Below are 14,844 nucleotides of genomic sequence, written 5' to 3' on the forward strand. Positions count from 1 at the left end.
CACGAAATACGCGCGGCTTGTGCCGCTCCGGTGGAGCAGGTGCTCGCACCGATGGCTTCTCGTCGAAATGACGTTATCTATCATAACCGCTTTACGTCACCTTGACGATGGGGATCGCGTCGATGTGACGTATCCCCGGATGCCGGATCTGTGCTGCCGCGAAGGGGATGTGCGAGCATGAAGGGGAAGAAGAACGCGCCAGGCCCGGAATGAATCCGCGGCCCCGCCGGTTGCACACGTCGGCAAGCAGTCCGCACCTCCCCTGCCACAGGCGGGGAAACCCCATCCCGGGAGTGAAGCAGATGTCCGTATCGGACGAGAAGACCACTGTGAGCGACGGCATCCTCCTGTCCGAGGCCGCCGCATCCAAGGTCAAGGCCCTGCTCGACCAGGAAGGCCGGGACGACCTCGCTCTTCGCGTCGCCGTCCAGCCCGGTGGCTGCTCAGGCCTCCGGTATCAGCTTTTCTTCGATGAGCGCTCGCTCGACGGAGATGTGGTCAAGGACTTCGGTGGAGTCAAGGTCGTCACCGACCGGATGAGCGCCCCGTACCTGGGCGGCGCCTCCGTCGACTTCGTCGACACCATCGAGAAGCAGGGCTTCACCATCGACAACCCGAACGCCACCGGCTCCTGCGCCTGCGGCGACTCGTTCAGCTAAGCCGCGACCGAGAAGTAGCGGCGTCCGCCCGCAGGGCGGCCGGGACTTCTCCGACACGGCCCAGCAGCAGGACCAGAAGGCGGCGGCCCCGGAATCCGGGGCCGCCGCCTTCTGCCGTGTCCCCGCACGCTCATGAGCGGGGGACGACATCTCCGCTCTCGTCCACGACCTGCCGGTTCCCCAGCGGCTTGTCCAGGGTCACCGTCTGGGTGAGGTCCTTGGCCAGGGCGACGCAGATCTTGCCCGGCTTCTTCTTCGGCCCGTCGACCGTGACCCGGACCGTGCCGGAGTCCTCGTCCGCCGTCGCCCGGTAGGTGCCGCACACTCCGCCCCAGAAGTGCACCGTCAGGTTCCGCCCCGCGGAACTGTAGGACTGCAGTTTCCTGTTGTCCGCGGTCCCGGGGTGCTTGCGGCCCCCGGGCGGCGTCGGACGCACCACGTACTTCGGGTCCACGGCGGTCGTGGTCACCGTTTCGGGCCGGGTGTTGTCGGCCGGCTTCAGTTCGAAGAGCCAGGACGGTACGAGCATCTGCCGGCCTCCGACGAGCTGCATCGCGAGACCCAGGGACGCGTGGCTGATGGTCGCCTGCCGCGGGCCCTTCGGGGGCTTGGCCGAGGGCAGGCAGGGCGCGGAGCCCTTCCGCTTGCCGGTGTCGCCGGCGATGCCCGTGTCTCCCTTGCCGGAAGAGCCGGGTGTGAGCGGCTCGGTGGTGGCGCAGCCCCCGGTCCCGGCGCGGCTCGCGCCCTCCGCGGGGGCGTTCAGCTGCTTCAGCGCATCGCCGGCGCTGATCAGCGGATACTCGCTCCCCTTGACCGGGGCCTTGGCCTCTCCGCTGCCGCCGACCAGACTTCCGTCCGGGCCGATCCGCAGTCCGGTCGTCCAGCCGTGGGTGGGCAGTCCGCCGATCGCCGGTTCGGCGTTCACCACGCGTACCGAACCCAGCACCTGCTCCGCGTCGATCTTGGCGTCATCCTGCCCCAGCGCCTTCAGCACCGGAGCGGCAGCCGCCTTCGCGGCCTTCTCGCTCACCGCGGGGCCCTCGCCGCCCGGTGCGATTCCGGAGGAACAGGGCTTGGCCTTGGGGCAGTTGTCGGTGCCGCCGATACCGAAGCGGGCGAACGTCCAGGTGCCGGGGGCCTGCTTCGTGACCCGGAGCACCGGGCCCGAGCCGTCGTGGTCGGATCCGACCGTCCAGGAGGTGCCGTCGAGCCGCGGTGTGCCCGGCATACCGAGCGCATCGGCGAGCTTCGCCACCTCGCCCGCGGTCACGGTGCCCTCCGCCCGGTACACCGGTGCCTTCGCGGGGCCGTCAGGGAGGGCGCCGTCGACGCGGTAGACCGTGCCCCGGGGGTCCGGCTCCCCGGGGGCGATGCCTGCCGTGCCGCCGCTCTGTCCCGTTCCGTCCAGCGCAAGCGGGGGAGGACTGCTGTCCTTGTCCGCACTGCCGGTGTGCCCGCCGCCTGATGACGCGGCGGAGGCCCAGTACGCGCCGCCGCCCCCGGCCAGCAGTACCGCCGCGGCCACCGAGGTGACGACGGCAGGGGACCGCCGCCGATGGGGAACCGCCGTGTCGTTCTCGGGTCGCTCGCTGCTCACCGCATGCTCCTTCGACTCCGCTGCCGTAATGCCTCTTCCCGTAGGACGGGCCTACGGGAGACACGGGTGTGACGGAGCGGGAGAGCACACGGTTCCCCGGGGTGTCCCCGGGGCGCCGCGCCGGAGTCCCTCAGTTGCCGTATTCGGACATCTGGTCGATGAGCCGCGCCGATGCCGGCGGGACCGTGACCCCGTGAATCAGCGACGGGTGCACGGGCATGGGCGCCTTCCCCGCGGGAACGACCCAATGGGGTGCCATACGGGCGCAGTCGCCGCGCAGGTCGATGAGGCTGGCTTCGGACTCGTGCGGAGCGATGAAGTTCGGCATACCGCACCGTAGGCACGCGGTGGCCCGCGAAGAAAGGCCTACTATCGGGTAGATTCGCCGCTTCGTGACCAGGACCGTGACCCGATAGCGTGAGGTGTCAGCCTCCCTCCTCCGCAGGAGCGTCCTCGCGTGCGCATCGCAGTCACCGGCTCCATCGCCACCGACCACCTCATGACCTTCCCCGGCCGCTTCGCCGACCAGTTGGTCGCCGATCAGCTCCACACGGTCTCCCTCTCGTTCCTCGTCGACAACCTCGACGTACGGCGCGGCGGGGTCGGCGCCAACATCTGCTTCGGAATGGGGCTGCTCGGCACCCGACCGGTGCTGGTGGGTGCGGCAGGCTCGGACTTCGACGAGTACCGTGCCTGGCTCGACCGCCACGGCGTGGACACCGGCTCCGTACGGATCTCGGAAGTCCTGCACACCGCCCGTTTCGTCTGCACCACGGACGCCGACCACAACCAGATCGGTTCCTTCTACACCGGGGCGATGAGCGAGGCCCGCCAGATCGAGCTCCAGCGGGTCGCCGAACGCGTTGGCGGACTCGACCTGGTGCTGATCGGCGCGGACGACCCCGAGGCGATGCTCCGCCACACCGAGGAGTGCCGTTCCCGCGCGATCCCCTTCGCCGCGGACTTCTCCCAGCAGATCGCGCGGATGAGCGGCGACGACATCCGCACCCTCCTCGAGGGCGCGACGTATCTCTTCTCCAACGAGTACGAGAAGGGCCTCATCGAGTCCAAGACCGGCTGGACGGAAGAGGAGATTCTGGGCAAGGTCGGCCACCGCGTCACCACACTCGGCGCGCGCGGTGTGCGTATCGAGCGGACCGGCGAGGACCCGATCGAGGTCGGCTGCGCGGAAGAGGAGGCCAAGGTCGACCCCACCGGGGTCGGCGACGCGTTCCGTGCGGGCTTCCTGTCCGGCCTCTCCTGGGGAGTGGGCCTGGAGCGTGCCGCCCAGGTCGGCTGCATGCTGGCGACCCTGGTGATCGAGACGCTGGGTACCCAGGAGTACACCCTGCGCCGCGCCAACTTCATGGCCCGCTTCACCAAGGCCTACGGCGACGAGGCAGCCGCCGAGGTCACGACCCACCTGCGCTAGGCCGTGTCCGATACGTACCGAGTATTCGAGAGGACCTGCCCGGTTCGCGACGCCTGAGGCTGTCCCGGACCCGCGTCCCGCCCGCCCGCACCCCGGGCGGGCGGTGCCACTTCCCGGACGTGTCCTGAGGCCGGGCCATGCGGCCCCGGCCTCAGGACACCCGGCGCACCCGGTAGCCGGTACCCCCGTCCACCGGGTGCGCACCCAGGTACTCCTGGGAACGCATATCGCACCAGGCCGGGATGTCCAGCCGGGCGGCCTCGTCGTCCGACAGCACCGTCACCACCCCGCCCACCGGCACGTTCCCGATCACCTTGGCGAGCTCGATGACCGGGATCGGGCAGCGCTTGCCGAGTGAGTCCACCACCAGCTCCCGCGGGTCGCCCGCCACCGGAGCAGCCCGGAGCGGGTCCTCGCTCTCCGCCCCGGACGCCCCCAGTCGCTCCCGTACGCTCCGCACGGCCACCGGCAGTACCGACAGGAATCGCTCCACGTCCTCTTCCGGTACCCCCGCGGGAAGAGACACCCGGATGTTCCCCTCGGACAGCACGCCCATCGCCCGGAGCACATGACTGGGGGTCAGCGTGCTGCTCGTGCAGGAGGAGCCGGACGACACCGAGAAGCCGGCCTTGTCCAGCTCGTGCAGCAGAGTCTCCCCATCGGCGTAGAGACAGGAGAACGTCACCAGATGCGGGAGCCGCCGCACCGGATCGCCGGCCACCTCGACGTCGGGCACCAGTTCGGGCACCCGTGTCCGGATCCGGTCCACCAGAGCCCGCAGCCGTACGGCCTCCGCGCCGGCTTCTGCCCTTACCGCCCGCAGCGAGGCGGCGGCGGCCACGATGGCCGGGATGTTCTGGAAGCCGGCCGCCCGGCCGGACTCCCGCTCGTCGGCAGGGCCTTGGGGGGCGAACCTCACACCCTTGCGCACCACCAGCAGCCCGGTTCCCGCCGGGCCGCCCCATTTGTGGGCACTCGCGGTGAGAAGCGACCAGGCCCCCTCGACCCGTCCCCACCCCAGTGACTGTGCCGCGTCCACCAGCAGGGGTACCCCCGCCGCCCGGCACGCGTCGGCGACCTCGGCGACGGGCTGTTCGGTGCCCACCTCGTGGTTGGCGGACTGCAGACAGGCCAGTGCGGTGTCCGCCCGCAGCGCGTCGCGGTAGGCGGAGGGGGCCACCGCTCCGGTCCTGCCGACCGGCACCTCCGTGACCGATCCGCCCCCCGCCCGGTGCGCCTGCGCCGCATGGAGGACCGAGGAGTGTTCGACGGCCGACACCACGAGGTGTCCGCCGACACGCCGACGGCCGGAAAGCGCTCCGGCAATTCCGGAGTGGACCGCGCGGGTCCCGGAAGAGGTGAAGGTCAGCTCGTCGGGCCGGCACCCGACGGCGTCCGCCGCGGCCTCGCGCGCCGCGTCGAGCAGCAGCCCGGCACGCCGCCCCTCCCGGTAGAGACGGGCCGGATCCGCCCATCCCTCGTCCAGCGAGGCTTGCAGGGCCTGCCGCGCGACGGGGTGCAGGGGGGCGGAGGACGCGGTATCGAAGTAGGGCACCCGGCCACGCTAGCCGCCACCCCCGCGCGGACGGTCCCGCAGCCGCAGGGGAGGGGCCGTCAGATCCCCGCCGGAAGCCCGGATTCCACCCCTTCGGGGTGTCGGGCGGCGCGTTGGGCACCCTCCCCGCGCGACTCCAAATGGCCTCCAGTAGGGTTTGGTCCGCATAAACATCCAAACCCCTGCCCGGAGCAGGACCGGCGACCGACCTCGATGCGGCCGCAGCCGGCCGCACGGGCGAGACTCTCGGGAAGGCGCTACGTGAGTCCCAACGGCTCCGACCGCTCGTCGCGGCGCCCGATGCGGCGGAAGCTGCCGCAGGTGCTGACTGCGGGCCTGATCCTTGTAACCGCTACCGGTTGCTCATACAAGGACTTTCCCCGCCTTGGTATGCCCACCCCGGTAACGGAAGAGGCCCCTCGGATCCTCTCCCTCTGGCAGGGCTCGTGGGCGGCAGCGCTCGCCACGGGTGTGCTGGTGTGGGGTCTGATCATCTGGAGTGCGATCTTCCACCGGCGCAGCCGCACCAAGGTGGAGGTACCTCCACAGACCCGGTACAACATGCCCATCGAGGCGCTGTACACCGTGGTTCCCCTCATCATCGTCTCGGTGCTGTTCTACTTCACCGCGCGTGATGAGTCGAAGCTGCTCGATCTCTCTCCCAAGCCCGCACACACGGTCAACGTGGTCGGCTTCCAGTGGAGCTGGGGTTTCAACTACGTCGAGGACGTGGACGGAAACCCCGCCACCGGTAACGCCGCCGGCACCTCACAGCTGTCCGACATCCCGGACCGCTTCACCGAGGACTTCCCCAAGGGAGCCGAAGGCGTCTACGACGTCGGCACCCCGGGGATGCGTAACCCGCAGAACGGCAACCCGGGCCCGACCCTGTGGTTGGCGAAGGGCGAGAAGGTCCGCTTCGTTCTGACCTCACGGGACGTCATCCACGACTTCTGGGTGATTCCGTTCCTGATGAAGCAGGACGTCGTTCCGGGCCACACCAACTCCTTCGAGGTCACCCCGACCCAGGAGGGCACCTTCAGGGGTAAGTGCGCCGAGCTCTGCGGCGTCGACCACTCCCGGATGCTCTTCAACGTGAAGGTCGTTTCCCCGGAGCGCTATCAGCAGCACCTCAAGGACCTGGCGAAGAAGGGCCAGAACGGCTACATCCCAGCCGGGATCGCGCAGACTGGCCACGCCAAGAACGCGGAGACGAACAACCTGTGAGCATCCTCAACGAACCCCAGGGTGCCGCGGCGGCAGCAGAGTCCTACGAGACCGAGCTGCCGGTACGGCGCAAAGAGCCGGGAAACGTCCTCGTCAAGTGGCTGACCACCACTGACCACAAGACGATCGGCACGATGTATCTGGTCACGTCGTTTGCGTTCTTCTGCATCGGCGGTGTGCTGGCACTGGTCATGCGGGCCGAGCTGGCCCGACCCGGCACCCAGATCGTGTCGAACGAGCAGTTCAACCAGGCGTTCACGATGCACGGCACCATCATGCTGCTGATGTTCGCGACGCCGCTCTTCGCCGGATTCGCCAACTGGATCATGCCGCTGCAGATCGGCGCGCCCGACGTGGCGTTCCCGCGGCTGAACATGTTCGCGTACTGGCTGTACCTCTTCGGCTCGCTCATCGCGGTCGGTGGCTTCATCACCCCGCAGGGCGCGGCCGACTTCGGCTGGTTCGCCTACTCCCCGCTGTCGGACGCCGTCCGTTCGCCGGGTGTCGGCGCCGACATGTGGATCATGGGTCTGGCCTTCTCGGGCTTCGGTACGATCCTCGGCTCGGTCAACTTCATCACCACGATCATCTGCATGCGCGCGCCCGGCATGACGATGTTCCGGATGCCGATCTTCGTGTGGAACGTCCTGCTGACCGGTGTGCTGGTCCTGCTGGCCTTCCCCGTCCTCGCCGCCGCACTCTTCGCGCTGGAGGCGGACCGCAAGTTCGGCGCTCATGTGTTCGATGCGTCGAACGGTGGCGCGTTGCTGTGGCAACACCTCTTCTGGTTCTTCGGCCATCCAGAGGTGTACATCATCGCGCTGCCGTTCTTCGGGATCATTTCCGAAGTGATTCCGGTCTTCTCCAGAAAGCCGATGTTCGGTTACATCGGCCTCATCGCGGCCACGATCTCGATCGCCGGTCTGTCCGTGACGGTGTGGGCCCACCACATGTACGTCACGGGAGGTGTGCTGCTGCCGTTCTTCTCCTTCATGACGTTCCTGATCGCGGTGCCGACCGGGGTGAAGTTCTTCAACTGGATCGGCACGATGTGGAAGGGCTCACTGTCCTTCGAGACACCGATGCTCTGGGCCGTCGGCTTCCTGATCACCTTCACCTTCGGTGGTCTGACCGGCGTCATCCTGGCCTCGCCGCCGATGGACTTCCACGTGTCGGACTCCTACTTCGTGGTGGCGCACTTCCACTACGTGGTCTTCGGCACCGTGGTCTTCGCGATGTTCTCCGGATTCCACTTCTGGTGGCCGAAGTTCACCGGGAAGATGCTGGACGAGCGACTGGGCAAGATCACCTTCTGGACGCTGTTCGTGGGCTTCCACGGCACCTTCCTGGTGCAGCACTGGCTCGGTGTCGAGGGCATGCCGCGGCGTTACGCGGACTACCTCGCGGCCGACGGCTTCACCGCTCTGAACACGGTCTCGACCATCAGCTCCTTCCTGCTCGGCCTGTCGATCCTGCCGTTCCTCTACAACGTCTGGAAGACCGCCAAGTACGGCAAGAAGGTCGAGGTCGACGACCCCTGGGGCTACGGCCGTTCACTCGAATGGGCGACATCGTGCCCGCCGCCGCGGCACAACTTCACCACGCTGCCGCGGATCCGTTCCGAGTCCCCGGCCTTCGACCTGCACCACCCGGAGATCGCGGCTCTCGACCAGCTCGAGAACCACGGCTCCAGTGACAAGGTCCTCGCCGGCGGCAAGGAGGCAGGCAAGTGAAGGTCCAGGGAAAGATGTTCCTCTGGCTGAGTTTCTTCATCCTCGCCGTGGCAATCGTCTACGGCGTGTGGTCGAAGGAAGCAGCCGGTACGACGGCGCTCTTCATGGCCTTCGGTCTGAGCGTGATGATCGGCTTCTACCTGGCCTTCACGGCCCGGCGGATGGACGCGATCGCGCAGGACGACAAGGAGGCCGAGGTCGCCGACGAGGCGGGTGAGGTCGGCTTCTTCGCCCCGCACAGCTGGCAGCCGCTCTCGCTGGCCATCGGTGGTGCGCTGGCCTTCCTGGCGATCGCCATGGGCTGGTGGCTGCTGTACTTCTCGGCGCCGCTGATCCTGGTCGGTCTGTGGGGCTGGGTCTTCGAGTTCTACCGCGGAGAGAACCAGAACCAGTAGCACGCGGTTCACACATCGAACGAGGGGTTCGGACGCCATTCAGGTGTCCGGACCCCTCGTTTGCAGTCATCCGGCGTGCCGCTGTTGACGGAGCTTCATAGCGTGTGCTCATGAGCCAAGCACCTCGATTCCGTACGGTCCTGAGCTGCTCACTACTGCTCGCCTCCCTGGGGGCAGGAGTCGCCGCATGCGGAGGGCCCGACAGCAGCCCGCTATCCTCGACACCGTTCGACGCAGCGGGCCAGATATCCTTCAGCGGCCCCAAGGGCAGCGGTAAGGCCGCCGACCCGAACAAGCCGCTCGAAGTCACCATCAAGAACGGGTCGGGCCGTATCACCGACGTGACGGCCACGGACGCCACTGGGCGCCAGCTGGCGGGCGAACTGTCCGCCGACGGCAGCAGGTGGCACAGCACCGCCTCGCTGGCGGCAGGCGCGCACTACACGGTGCGGGTGTCCACCGAGGACGGCCGGGGCCAGCCGGGCACCCGGATGTTCCGCTTCGACACCAAGTCGTCCTCGAACCGGCTCAACGCCACCTTCGGCCCCGAGAAGGGCGTGTACGGCGTGGGGCAGCCGATCACCGCCCAGCTCAGTGCCCCGGTAAAGGCGAAGGCGGACCGGGCCAAGGTCGAGCGGGCCCTCAAGGTCACATCAGTACCCGCCGCCGACGGTGCCTGGTACTGGGTGGACAGCAAGACGCTGCACTTCCGCCCGAAGGAGTACTGGCCCGCGCACGCCACCATCAAGGTGCGCAGCAACCTCAACGGGATAAAGATCGCCGGCAAGCTCTACGGCGGTGACGCAAAGCCCCTCACGATCACCACGGGCGACCGCCTCGAAGCCCTCGCCAACGCCGGTTCGGACCAAATGGTCGTCAAGCGCAACGGGAAAGTGATCAACACCATCCCGATCACCATGGGCAAGCCCGGCTTCTCCACCCGGAACGGCGTCAAGGTCGTGCTCGGCAAGACGCGCTACGTACGGATGACCAGTTCCAGCATCGGGATAGCCGCCGGCAGTTCGGACTCCTACGACCTCCCGGTGTACTTCGCCACACAGGTCACCTGGAGCGGTGAGTACGTCCACGCGGCGCCCTGGTCCGTGGGTTCGCAGGGGTACGCCAACACCAGTCATGGCTGCACCGGCATGAGCATGGACAACGCGACCTGGTTCTTCAACCACTTCCGCAAGGGTGACATCGTCAACGTCACAGGAAGCGAAGGCGCCACGATGACGCCGTTCGACAACGGCTTCGGCGACTGGAACCTGTCCTGGGACAAGTGGCGCAAGGGCAGCGCGCTGTCCGCCGGGAAGCAGGCGGACAGCACACCGGCCGAAACGGCCCGGCTGCAGCCCGCCGCCTTCTGACCCGCCGCCGGCCCGCACACGGACGACGCCGTGTTCTCCGGGGGGTGTTCCCCCGGAGACCGGGTCAGGACCGTGCGGTGAGGGCCGTACCCGCCAGCCGGGTGCGGAGCAGGGCGGCCAGTGCGTCCGCGAACTCCACCGGCTCGACCGGAAGCGTCACCGCGCTGTCCGCGCGGCTCCAGGTGGCCAGCCAGGCGTCCTGCGGGCGGCCGATCAGCAGCAGGACGGGCGGGCACCGGAAGATCTCGTCCTTGATCTGCCTGCAGATGCCCATGCCGCCCGCGGGGACCGCCTCGCCGTCCAGCACGCAGACATCGATGCCGCCGTTGTCCAGAGCCGTGAGAAGGCCGTCCAGCGTCGCGCACTCCAGGTACTCCACCGGCGGCACGTCCGCAGCGGGCCTGCGGCCCGCAGCGAGCCTCACCTGCTCCCGGGTGTTCGCGTCGTCGCTGTAGACCAGGACCGTGGCGCTCGGCTGCATTGTTCCTCCGTGACGGCTGTGTCTTCGGGGTCTGAGTGCTTGAACCTTGGCGCGGATGCTACTCCGTCCCACACCTCGTCAACACCGTTGCGGAGCGCCTTCCGATGGGCTGTTCGGGCAGGACATGAGCTACTGACACACCGAACTGCACCCCCCGAGGTGAGGGCGGGATAAGCGACCGACATAATGTCGGTCGTGGCGACAGCAACGACAGTAGAAACCGGGCACGCGCACCCGTCGGTCAATCGGCCGAACCTCACCAGCGTCGGAACCATCATCTGGTTGAGTTCCGAGCTGATGTTCTTCGCGGCCCTCTTCGCGATGTACTTCACCCTGCGATCGGTAACGGGAGCCGCGCACTGGAAGGATATGGCCGACTCGCTGAACGTTCCGTTCTCGGCGACGAACACCACCGTCCTTGTGCTCTCTTCTCTCACGTGCCAGCTCGGCGTCTTCGCCGCCGAGCGGGGCGACGTGAAGAAGTTGCGCTCGTGGTTCATGATCACGTTCGTGATGGGTGCGATCTTCATCGGCGGCCAGATCTTCGAGTACACCGAGCTGGTGAAGAACGACGGCCTTTCGCTGTCTTCCGACCCGTACGGCTCCGTGTTCTACCTGACGACCGGCTTCCACGGCATGCATGTGACAGGTGGGCTGATCGCCTTCCTGTTCGTCCTCGGCAGGACGTACGCAGCCAAGAGATTCACCCACGAGCAGGCAACCGCCGCCATCGTCGTGTCCTATTACTGGCACTTCGTCGATGTCGTCTGGATCGGCCTCTTCGCGACGATCTACTTGATCCAGTAATCGGGCCCGAAGCCCCACTCATCCAGCAAGCACCGACGCAGAAGATCCTGACACCGGGGTAATCCGTGAAAAAGCTCTCCGCACGACGACGCCACCCGTTGGCGGCGGTCGTCGTCCTACTCCTCGCGCTGGCGGCCACCGGGGGGCTGTATGCCGCGTTCGCACCCGCGGGCAAGGCACAGGCCGACGACACCGCCCAGTCCCTCTCGATCAACGAGGGCAAGAAGCTGTACTCCGTGGGCTGCGCAAGCTGCCACGGCACCGGTGGCCAGGGCTCATCCGACGGGCCGGCCCTGACGGGCGTCGGCGCGGCCGCAGTCGACTTCCAGGTCGGCAGTGGCCGGATGCCGGCCCAGCAGCCGGGCCCGCAGATCGAGAAGAAAAAGGTCATCTACAGCCAGGCCGAGATCGACAAGCTCGCGGCGTACGTGGCCTCCCTCGGCGCCGGCCCCACCATGCCGACCGCGCAGCAGTACAGCATGGACGGCGCGAACATCGCCAAGGGTGGCGAACTGTTCCGCACCAACTGCGCGCAGTGCCACAACTTCTCGGGTGAGGGCGGTGCGCTCACACACGGCAAGTACGCCCCGAGCCTGGAAGGCGTGAGCCAGAAGCACATCTACGAGGCCATGCAGACCGGCCCGCAGAACATGCCGAACTTCCCCGACACGACGATGCCCCAGCAGAACAAGCAGGACATCATCGCGTACATCAAGACCGTCAACGGCGACAACTCCGCAAGCGCGGGCGGCCTCAAGCTGGGCGGCCTCGGTCCGGTCAGTGAGGGTCTCTTCGGCTGGGTCTTCGGACTCGGTGCGCTGATCGCAGTTGCCATCTGGGTCGCGGCCCACACCGCTAAGGCCAAGAAGTCATGAGTAGCAATAAGAATTCCGAAGAGACCCTGCCGAGTGAGCAGGCCACCGACCAGGCCGACGCCGGTGCGGTGGAGCGTGCGGACGATCCGTTCGCCGACCCGGGCCTGCCGGCCCACCGGCAGCGCGTCCAGGACATCGACGAACGGGCAGCCAGGCGCTCCGAGCGTGCGGTCGCCTTCCTGTTCACGCTCTCGATGCTGGCGACGATCGCGTTCATCGCGTCCTACGTGATCTTCCCGGTCGACAAGATCGTCTTCATCTTCCCGTTCGGTCACGTGAGTGCGCTCAACTTCTCCCTGGGTCTGACCCTCGGCGTCGCGCTCTTCACCATCGGCGCGGGCGCGGTCCACTGGGCCCGCACCCTGATGTCGGACGTCGAAACGGCGGCCGAACGTCACCCGATCGAGGCCGAGCCCGAAGTCAGGGCCCAGGTCATGGCCGACTTCGCGGAAGGTGCGGCGGAGTCCGGCTTCGGCCGGCGCAAGCTGATCCGCAACACACTGTTCGGTGCGATGGCCATGGTGCCGCTCGCCGGCGTGGTGCTGCTCCGCGACCTCGGTCCGCTGCCCGAGAAGAAGCTCCGCAAGACGCTGTGGGCCAAGGGCAAGGTCCTCATCAACATGAACACCAACGAGCCGCTGCGTCCTGAGGACGTCGCCGTCGGTTCGCTGACGTTCGCCATGCCCGAGGGTCTGGAAGAGAGCGCGGAGGACTTCCAGACGCAGATCGCCAAGGCCGCCCTGATGATCGTCCGTATCCAGCCGGAGAACATCAAGGACAAGAAGGAGCGCGAGTGGGCCCACGAGGGCATCGTCGCGTTCTCGAAGATCTGCACCCATGTCGGCTGCCCGATCAGCCTGTACGAGCAGCAGACGCATCACGTGCTCTGCCCGTGCCACCAGTCCACCTTCGACCTGTCCGACGGCGCCCGCGTCATCTTCGGCCCGGCCGGCCACGCCCTTCCGCAGCTGCGGATCGGTGTGAACGGCGAGGGTAACCTCGAAGCGCTCGGCGACTTCGCAGAGCCCGTCGGTCCTGCCTTCTGGGAGCGCGGATGAGCACCGTGACGGATACACAGCGCAAAGCGCCCGCCGGCGAGCGGATGGCCGACTGGGCGGACGGCCGCCTGGGCATCTACGGCCTGGCCAAGTCCAACATGCGCAAGATCTTCCCGGACCACTGGTCCTTCATGCTGGGCGAGATCTGCCTCTACAGCTTCATCATCATCATCCTCACGGGTGTGTATCTGACGCTGTTCTTCCACCCGAGCATGAACGAGGTCGTCTACGACGGCCCGTACGTACCGCTGCAGGGTGTGCGGATGTCCGAGGCCTACGCCTCGACCATGCACATCAGCTTCGAGGTCCGCGGCGGTCTGCTCATCCGGCAGATCCACCACTGGGCCGCCCTGGTCTTCCTGGCCGGCATGCTCGTGCACATGATGCGCGTGTTCTTTACGGGCGCGTTCCGCAAGCCGCGCGAGGTCAACTGGCTGTTCGGCTTCCTGCTGCTGGTGCTCGGCATGTTCACCGGGTTCACCGGTTACTCGCTGCCGGACGACCTGCTCTCCGGTACGGGTGTGCGGTTCATGGAGGGCGTCATGCTCTCCATCCCGGTGGTCGGCTCCTACGCCTCGATGTTCCTGTACGGCGGTGAGTTCCCCGGCGGCGACTTCGTCGCCCGGTTCTACTCGGTGCACGTGCTGCTGCTGCCCGGGATCATGCTGGGGCTGCTGGTGGGACACCTGATCCTGGTCTTCTACCACAAGCACACGCAGTTCGCGGGCCCCGGCAAGACGAACAAGAACGTCGTCGGCATGCCGCTGCTGCCGGTCTACATGGCGAAGGCCGGAGGCTTCTTCTTCCTGGTCTTCGGTGTCATCGCGATCATCGCGGGAATCGCCTCCATCAACCCGATCTGGGAGATGGGCCCCTACCGCCCGGACCAGGTGTCCACCGGCGCCCAGCCCGACTGGTACATGGGCTTCTCCGAGGGTCTGGTCCGCATCATGCCGGGCTGGGAGATCAACGCCTGGGGGCACACCCTGGTACTGGGTGTGTTCATCCCGATCGTGGTCTTCCCGCTGGTCCTGGTCATCATCGGTGTCTATCCCTTCATCGAGTCCTGGATCACCGGCGACAAGCGCGAGCACCACATCCTGGACCGCCCGCGCAACGCCCCGACACGCACCGCGTTCGGTGTCGCCTGGCTGACCCTGTACGCGATCCTGCTCGTCGGTGGCGGCAACGACCTCTGGGCCACGCACTTCCACCTGTCGATCAACTCGATCACGTGGTTCGTGCGGATCGGAATGTTCGTCGGTCCGGTCCTGGCGTTCATCGCCACCAAGCGGTTCTGCATCGGTCTGCAGCGCCGCGACCGGGACAAGGTGCTGCACGGACGTGAGTCCGGTGTCATCAAGCGCCTGCCGCACGGTGAGTTCGTCGAGATCCACGAACCGCTCGGTCCCGGTCAGCTGCACTCGCTCACCGCGCACGAGCAGTACAAGCCGCTCGAGATCGGCCCGACGGTCGACGAGAACGGTGTCGAACGCAAGGTGTCCCGTCTCACCAGGCTGCGCGCCAAGCTGAGCCAGGGATACTTCGGCGAGCACCACCAGATCCAGAAGCCCACCGCGGAGGAGTACAAGGAGATCACCAGCGGCCACGGCCATCACTGATCGCCTGACCTGAAACAGGTCGCCACGGCAGGA

14 protein-coding genes are annotated in these 14,844 nt (G+C 67.3%); 10 read left to right on the forward strand and 4 right to left on the reverse strand.

Annotated features, from left to right (window positions below):
- Nucleotides 1-302: 302 nt before the first annotated feature.
- The gene (locus OHS16_RS23405) at nucleotides 303-659 is read left to right on the forward strand and encodes a HesB/IscA family protein (RefSeq protein WP_328539202.1); all 357 of its coding nucleotides are present in this window, start codon (nucleotides 303-305) and stop codon (nucleotides 657-659) included.
- Between the two features lie 130 nt (nucleotides 660-789).
- Here OHS16_RS23405 and OHS16_RS23410 read toward each other — a convergent pair whose 3' ends face one another.
- Nucleotides 790-2,256, reverse strand: coding sequence for a hypothetical protein (locus tag OHS16_RS23410; protein WP_328539203.1), 1,467 nt, complete (start codon nucleotides 2,254-2,256; stop codon nucleotides 790-792).
- Nucleotides 2,257-2,386: 130 nt separating this feature from the next.
- Nucleotides 2,387-2,584: a hypothetical protein gene (locus OHS16_RS23415; protein WP_328539204.1), complete on the reverse strand. Its 198-nt coding sequence runs from the start codon at nucleotides 2,582-2,584 to the stop codon at nucleotides 2,387-2,389.
- Nucleotides 2,585-2,713: 129 nt separating this feature from the next.
- Between OHS16_RS23415 and OHS16_RS23420 the strand changes: the two genes are divergently transcribed.
- The gene (locus tag OHS16_RS23420) at nucleotides 2,714-3,688 is read left to right on the forward strand and encodes a carbohydrate kinase family protein (protein ID WP_328539205.1); all 975 of its coding nucleotides are present in this window, start codon (nucleotides 2,714-2,716) and stop codon (nucleotides 3,686-3,688) included.
- A 151-nt stretch (nucleotides 3,689-3,839) separates the two neighbouring features.
- Here the strand turns inward: OHS16_RS23420 and OHS16_RS23425 are convergent, their stop codons facing one another.
- Entirely contained in the window at nucleotides 3,840-5,243 is a 1,404-nt protein-coding gene (locus OHS16_RS23425) for a cysteine desulfurase/sulfurtransferase TusA family protein (protein WP_328539206.1), read from the reverse strand.
- A gap of 261 nt (nucleotides 5,244-5,504) precedes the next feature.
- Between OHS16_RS23425 and ctaC the strand changes: the two genes are divergently transcribed.
- The 4 genes from ctaC to OHS16_RS23445 all read left to right on the forward strand — a co-directional run bounded on the left by ctaC (nucleotide 5,505) and on the right by OHS16_RS23445 (nucleotide 9,968).
- Complete coding sequence (gene ctaC, locus OHS16_RS23430) at nucleotides 5,505-6,470, forward strand: aa3-type cytochrome oxidase subunit II (protein ID WP_328539207.1); 966 nt, start codon at nucleotides 5,505-5,507, stop codon at nucleotides 6,468-6,470.
- Nucleotides 6,467-8,203, forward strand: a complete 1,737-nt coding sequence (gene ctaD / locus OHS16_RS23435; protein ID WP_328539208.1) for an aa3-type cytochrome oxidase subunit I — start codon at nucleotides 6,467-6,469, stop codon at nucleotides 8,201-8,203. Before ctaC ends, ctaD begins: the two co-directional genes overlap by 4 nt.
- Nucleotides 8,200-8,598: a cytochrome c oxidase subunit 4 gene (locus tag OHS16_RS23440; protein ID WP_328539209.1), complete on the forward strand. Its 399-nt coding sequence runs from the start codon at nucleotides 8,200-8,202 to the stop codon at nucleotides 8,596-8,598. Before ctaD ends, OHS16_RS23440 begins: the two co-directional genes overlap by 4 nt.
- A gap of 110 nt (nucleotides 8,599-8,708) precedes the next feature.
- Nucleotides 8,709-9,968, forward strand: coding sequence for a L,D-transpeptidase (locus OHS16_RS23445; protein ID WP_328539210.1), 1,260 nt, complete (start codon nucleotides 8,709-8,711; stop codon nucleotides 9,966-9,968).
- 64 nt (nucleotides 9,969-10,032) lie between these two features.
- Here OHS16_RS23445 and OHS16_RS23450 read toward each other — a convergent pair whose 3' ends face one another.
- Complete coding sequence (locus tag OHS16_RS23450; RefSeq protein WP_328539211.1) at nucleotides 10,033-10,449, reverse strand: hypothetical protein; 417 nt, start codon at nucleotides 10,447-10,449, stop codon at nucleotides 10,033-10,035.
- A 186-nt stretch (nucleotides 10,450-10,635) separates the two neighbouring features.
- Here OHS16_RS23450 and ctaE point away from each other — a divergent pair, with 186 nt between their 5' ends.
- The 4 genes from ctaE (at nucleotide 10,636) to qcrB (ending at nucleotide 14,811) form a co-directional block, all read left to right on the forward strand.
- The gene (ctaE, locus tag OHS16_RS23455; protein ID WP_328539212.1) at nucleotides 10,636-11,256 is read left to right on the forward strand and encodes an aa3-type cytochrome oxidase subunit III; all 621 of its coding nucleotides are present in this window, start codon (nucleotides 10,636-10,638) and stop codon (nucleotides 11,254-11,256) included.
- A 65-nt stretch (nucleotides 11,257-11,321) separates the two neighbouring features.
- Nucleotides 11,322-12,131 carry a cytochrome bc1 complex diheme cytochrome c subunit gene (gene qcrC / locus OHS16_RS23460; RefSeq protein WP_328539213.1) on the forward strand — a complete coding sequence of 270 codons (810 nt, stop codon included), beginning with the start codon at nucleotides 11,322-11,324 and terminating at the stop codon, nucleotides 12,129-12,131.
- Nucleotides 12,128-13,189, forward strand: coding sequence for a cytochrome bc1 complex Rieske iron-sulfur subunit (gene qcrA, locus OHS16_RS23465; RefSeq protein WP_328539214.1), 1,062 nt, complete (start codon nucleotides 12,128-12,130; stop codon nucleotides 13,187-13,189). Before qcrC ends, qcrA begins: the two co-directional genes overlap by 4 nt.
- Complete coding sequence (gene qcrB, locus OHS16_RS23470) at nucleotides 13,186-14,811, forward strand: cytochrome bc1 complex cytochrome b subunit (RefSeq protein WP_328539215.1); 1,626 nt, start codon at nucleotides 13,186-13,188, stop codon at nucleotides 14,809-14,811. The genes qcrA and qcrB overlap by 4 nt, the downstream gene beginning before the upstream one ends.
- Nucleotides 14,812-14,844 lie beyond the last annotated feature (33 nt).

The organism is Streptomyces sp. NBC_00344, assembly GCF_036088315.1.
In the GTDB taxonomy this organism is placed as follows: Bacteria; Actinomycetota; Actinomycetes; order Streptomycetales; family Streptomycetaceae; genus Streptomyces.

Coding starts and splice junctions, on each gene's coding strand:
- OHS16_RS23405 (WP_328539202.1), top strand. CDS start 303: ATGTCCGTATCGGACGAGAAGACCACTGTGAGCGACGGCATCCTCCTG.
- OHS16_RS23415 (WP_328539204.1), bottom strand. CDS start 2,584: ATGCCGAACTTCATCGCTCCGCACGAGTCCGAAGCCAGCCTCATCGAC.
- OHS16_RS23445 (WP_328539210.1), top strand. CDS start 8,709: ATGAGCCAAGCACCTCGATTCCGTACGGTCCTGAGCTGCTCACTACTG.
- OHS16_RS23450 (WP_328539211.1), bottom strand. CDS start 10,449: ATGCAGCCGAGCGCCACGGTCCTGGTCTACAGCGACGACGCGAACACC.
- ctaE (WP_328539212.1), top strand. CDS start 10,636: ATGTCGGTCGTGGCGACAGCAACGACAGTAGAAACCGGGCACGCGCAC.
- qcrA (WP_328539214.1), top strand. CDS start 12,128: ATGAGTAGCAATAAGAATTCCGAAGAGACCCTGCCGAGTGAGCAGGCC.
- qcrB (WP_328539215.1), top strand. CDS start 13,186: ATGAGCACCGTGACGGATACACAGCGCAAAGCGCCCGCCGGCGAGCGG.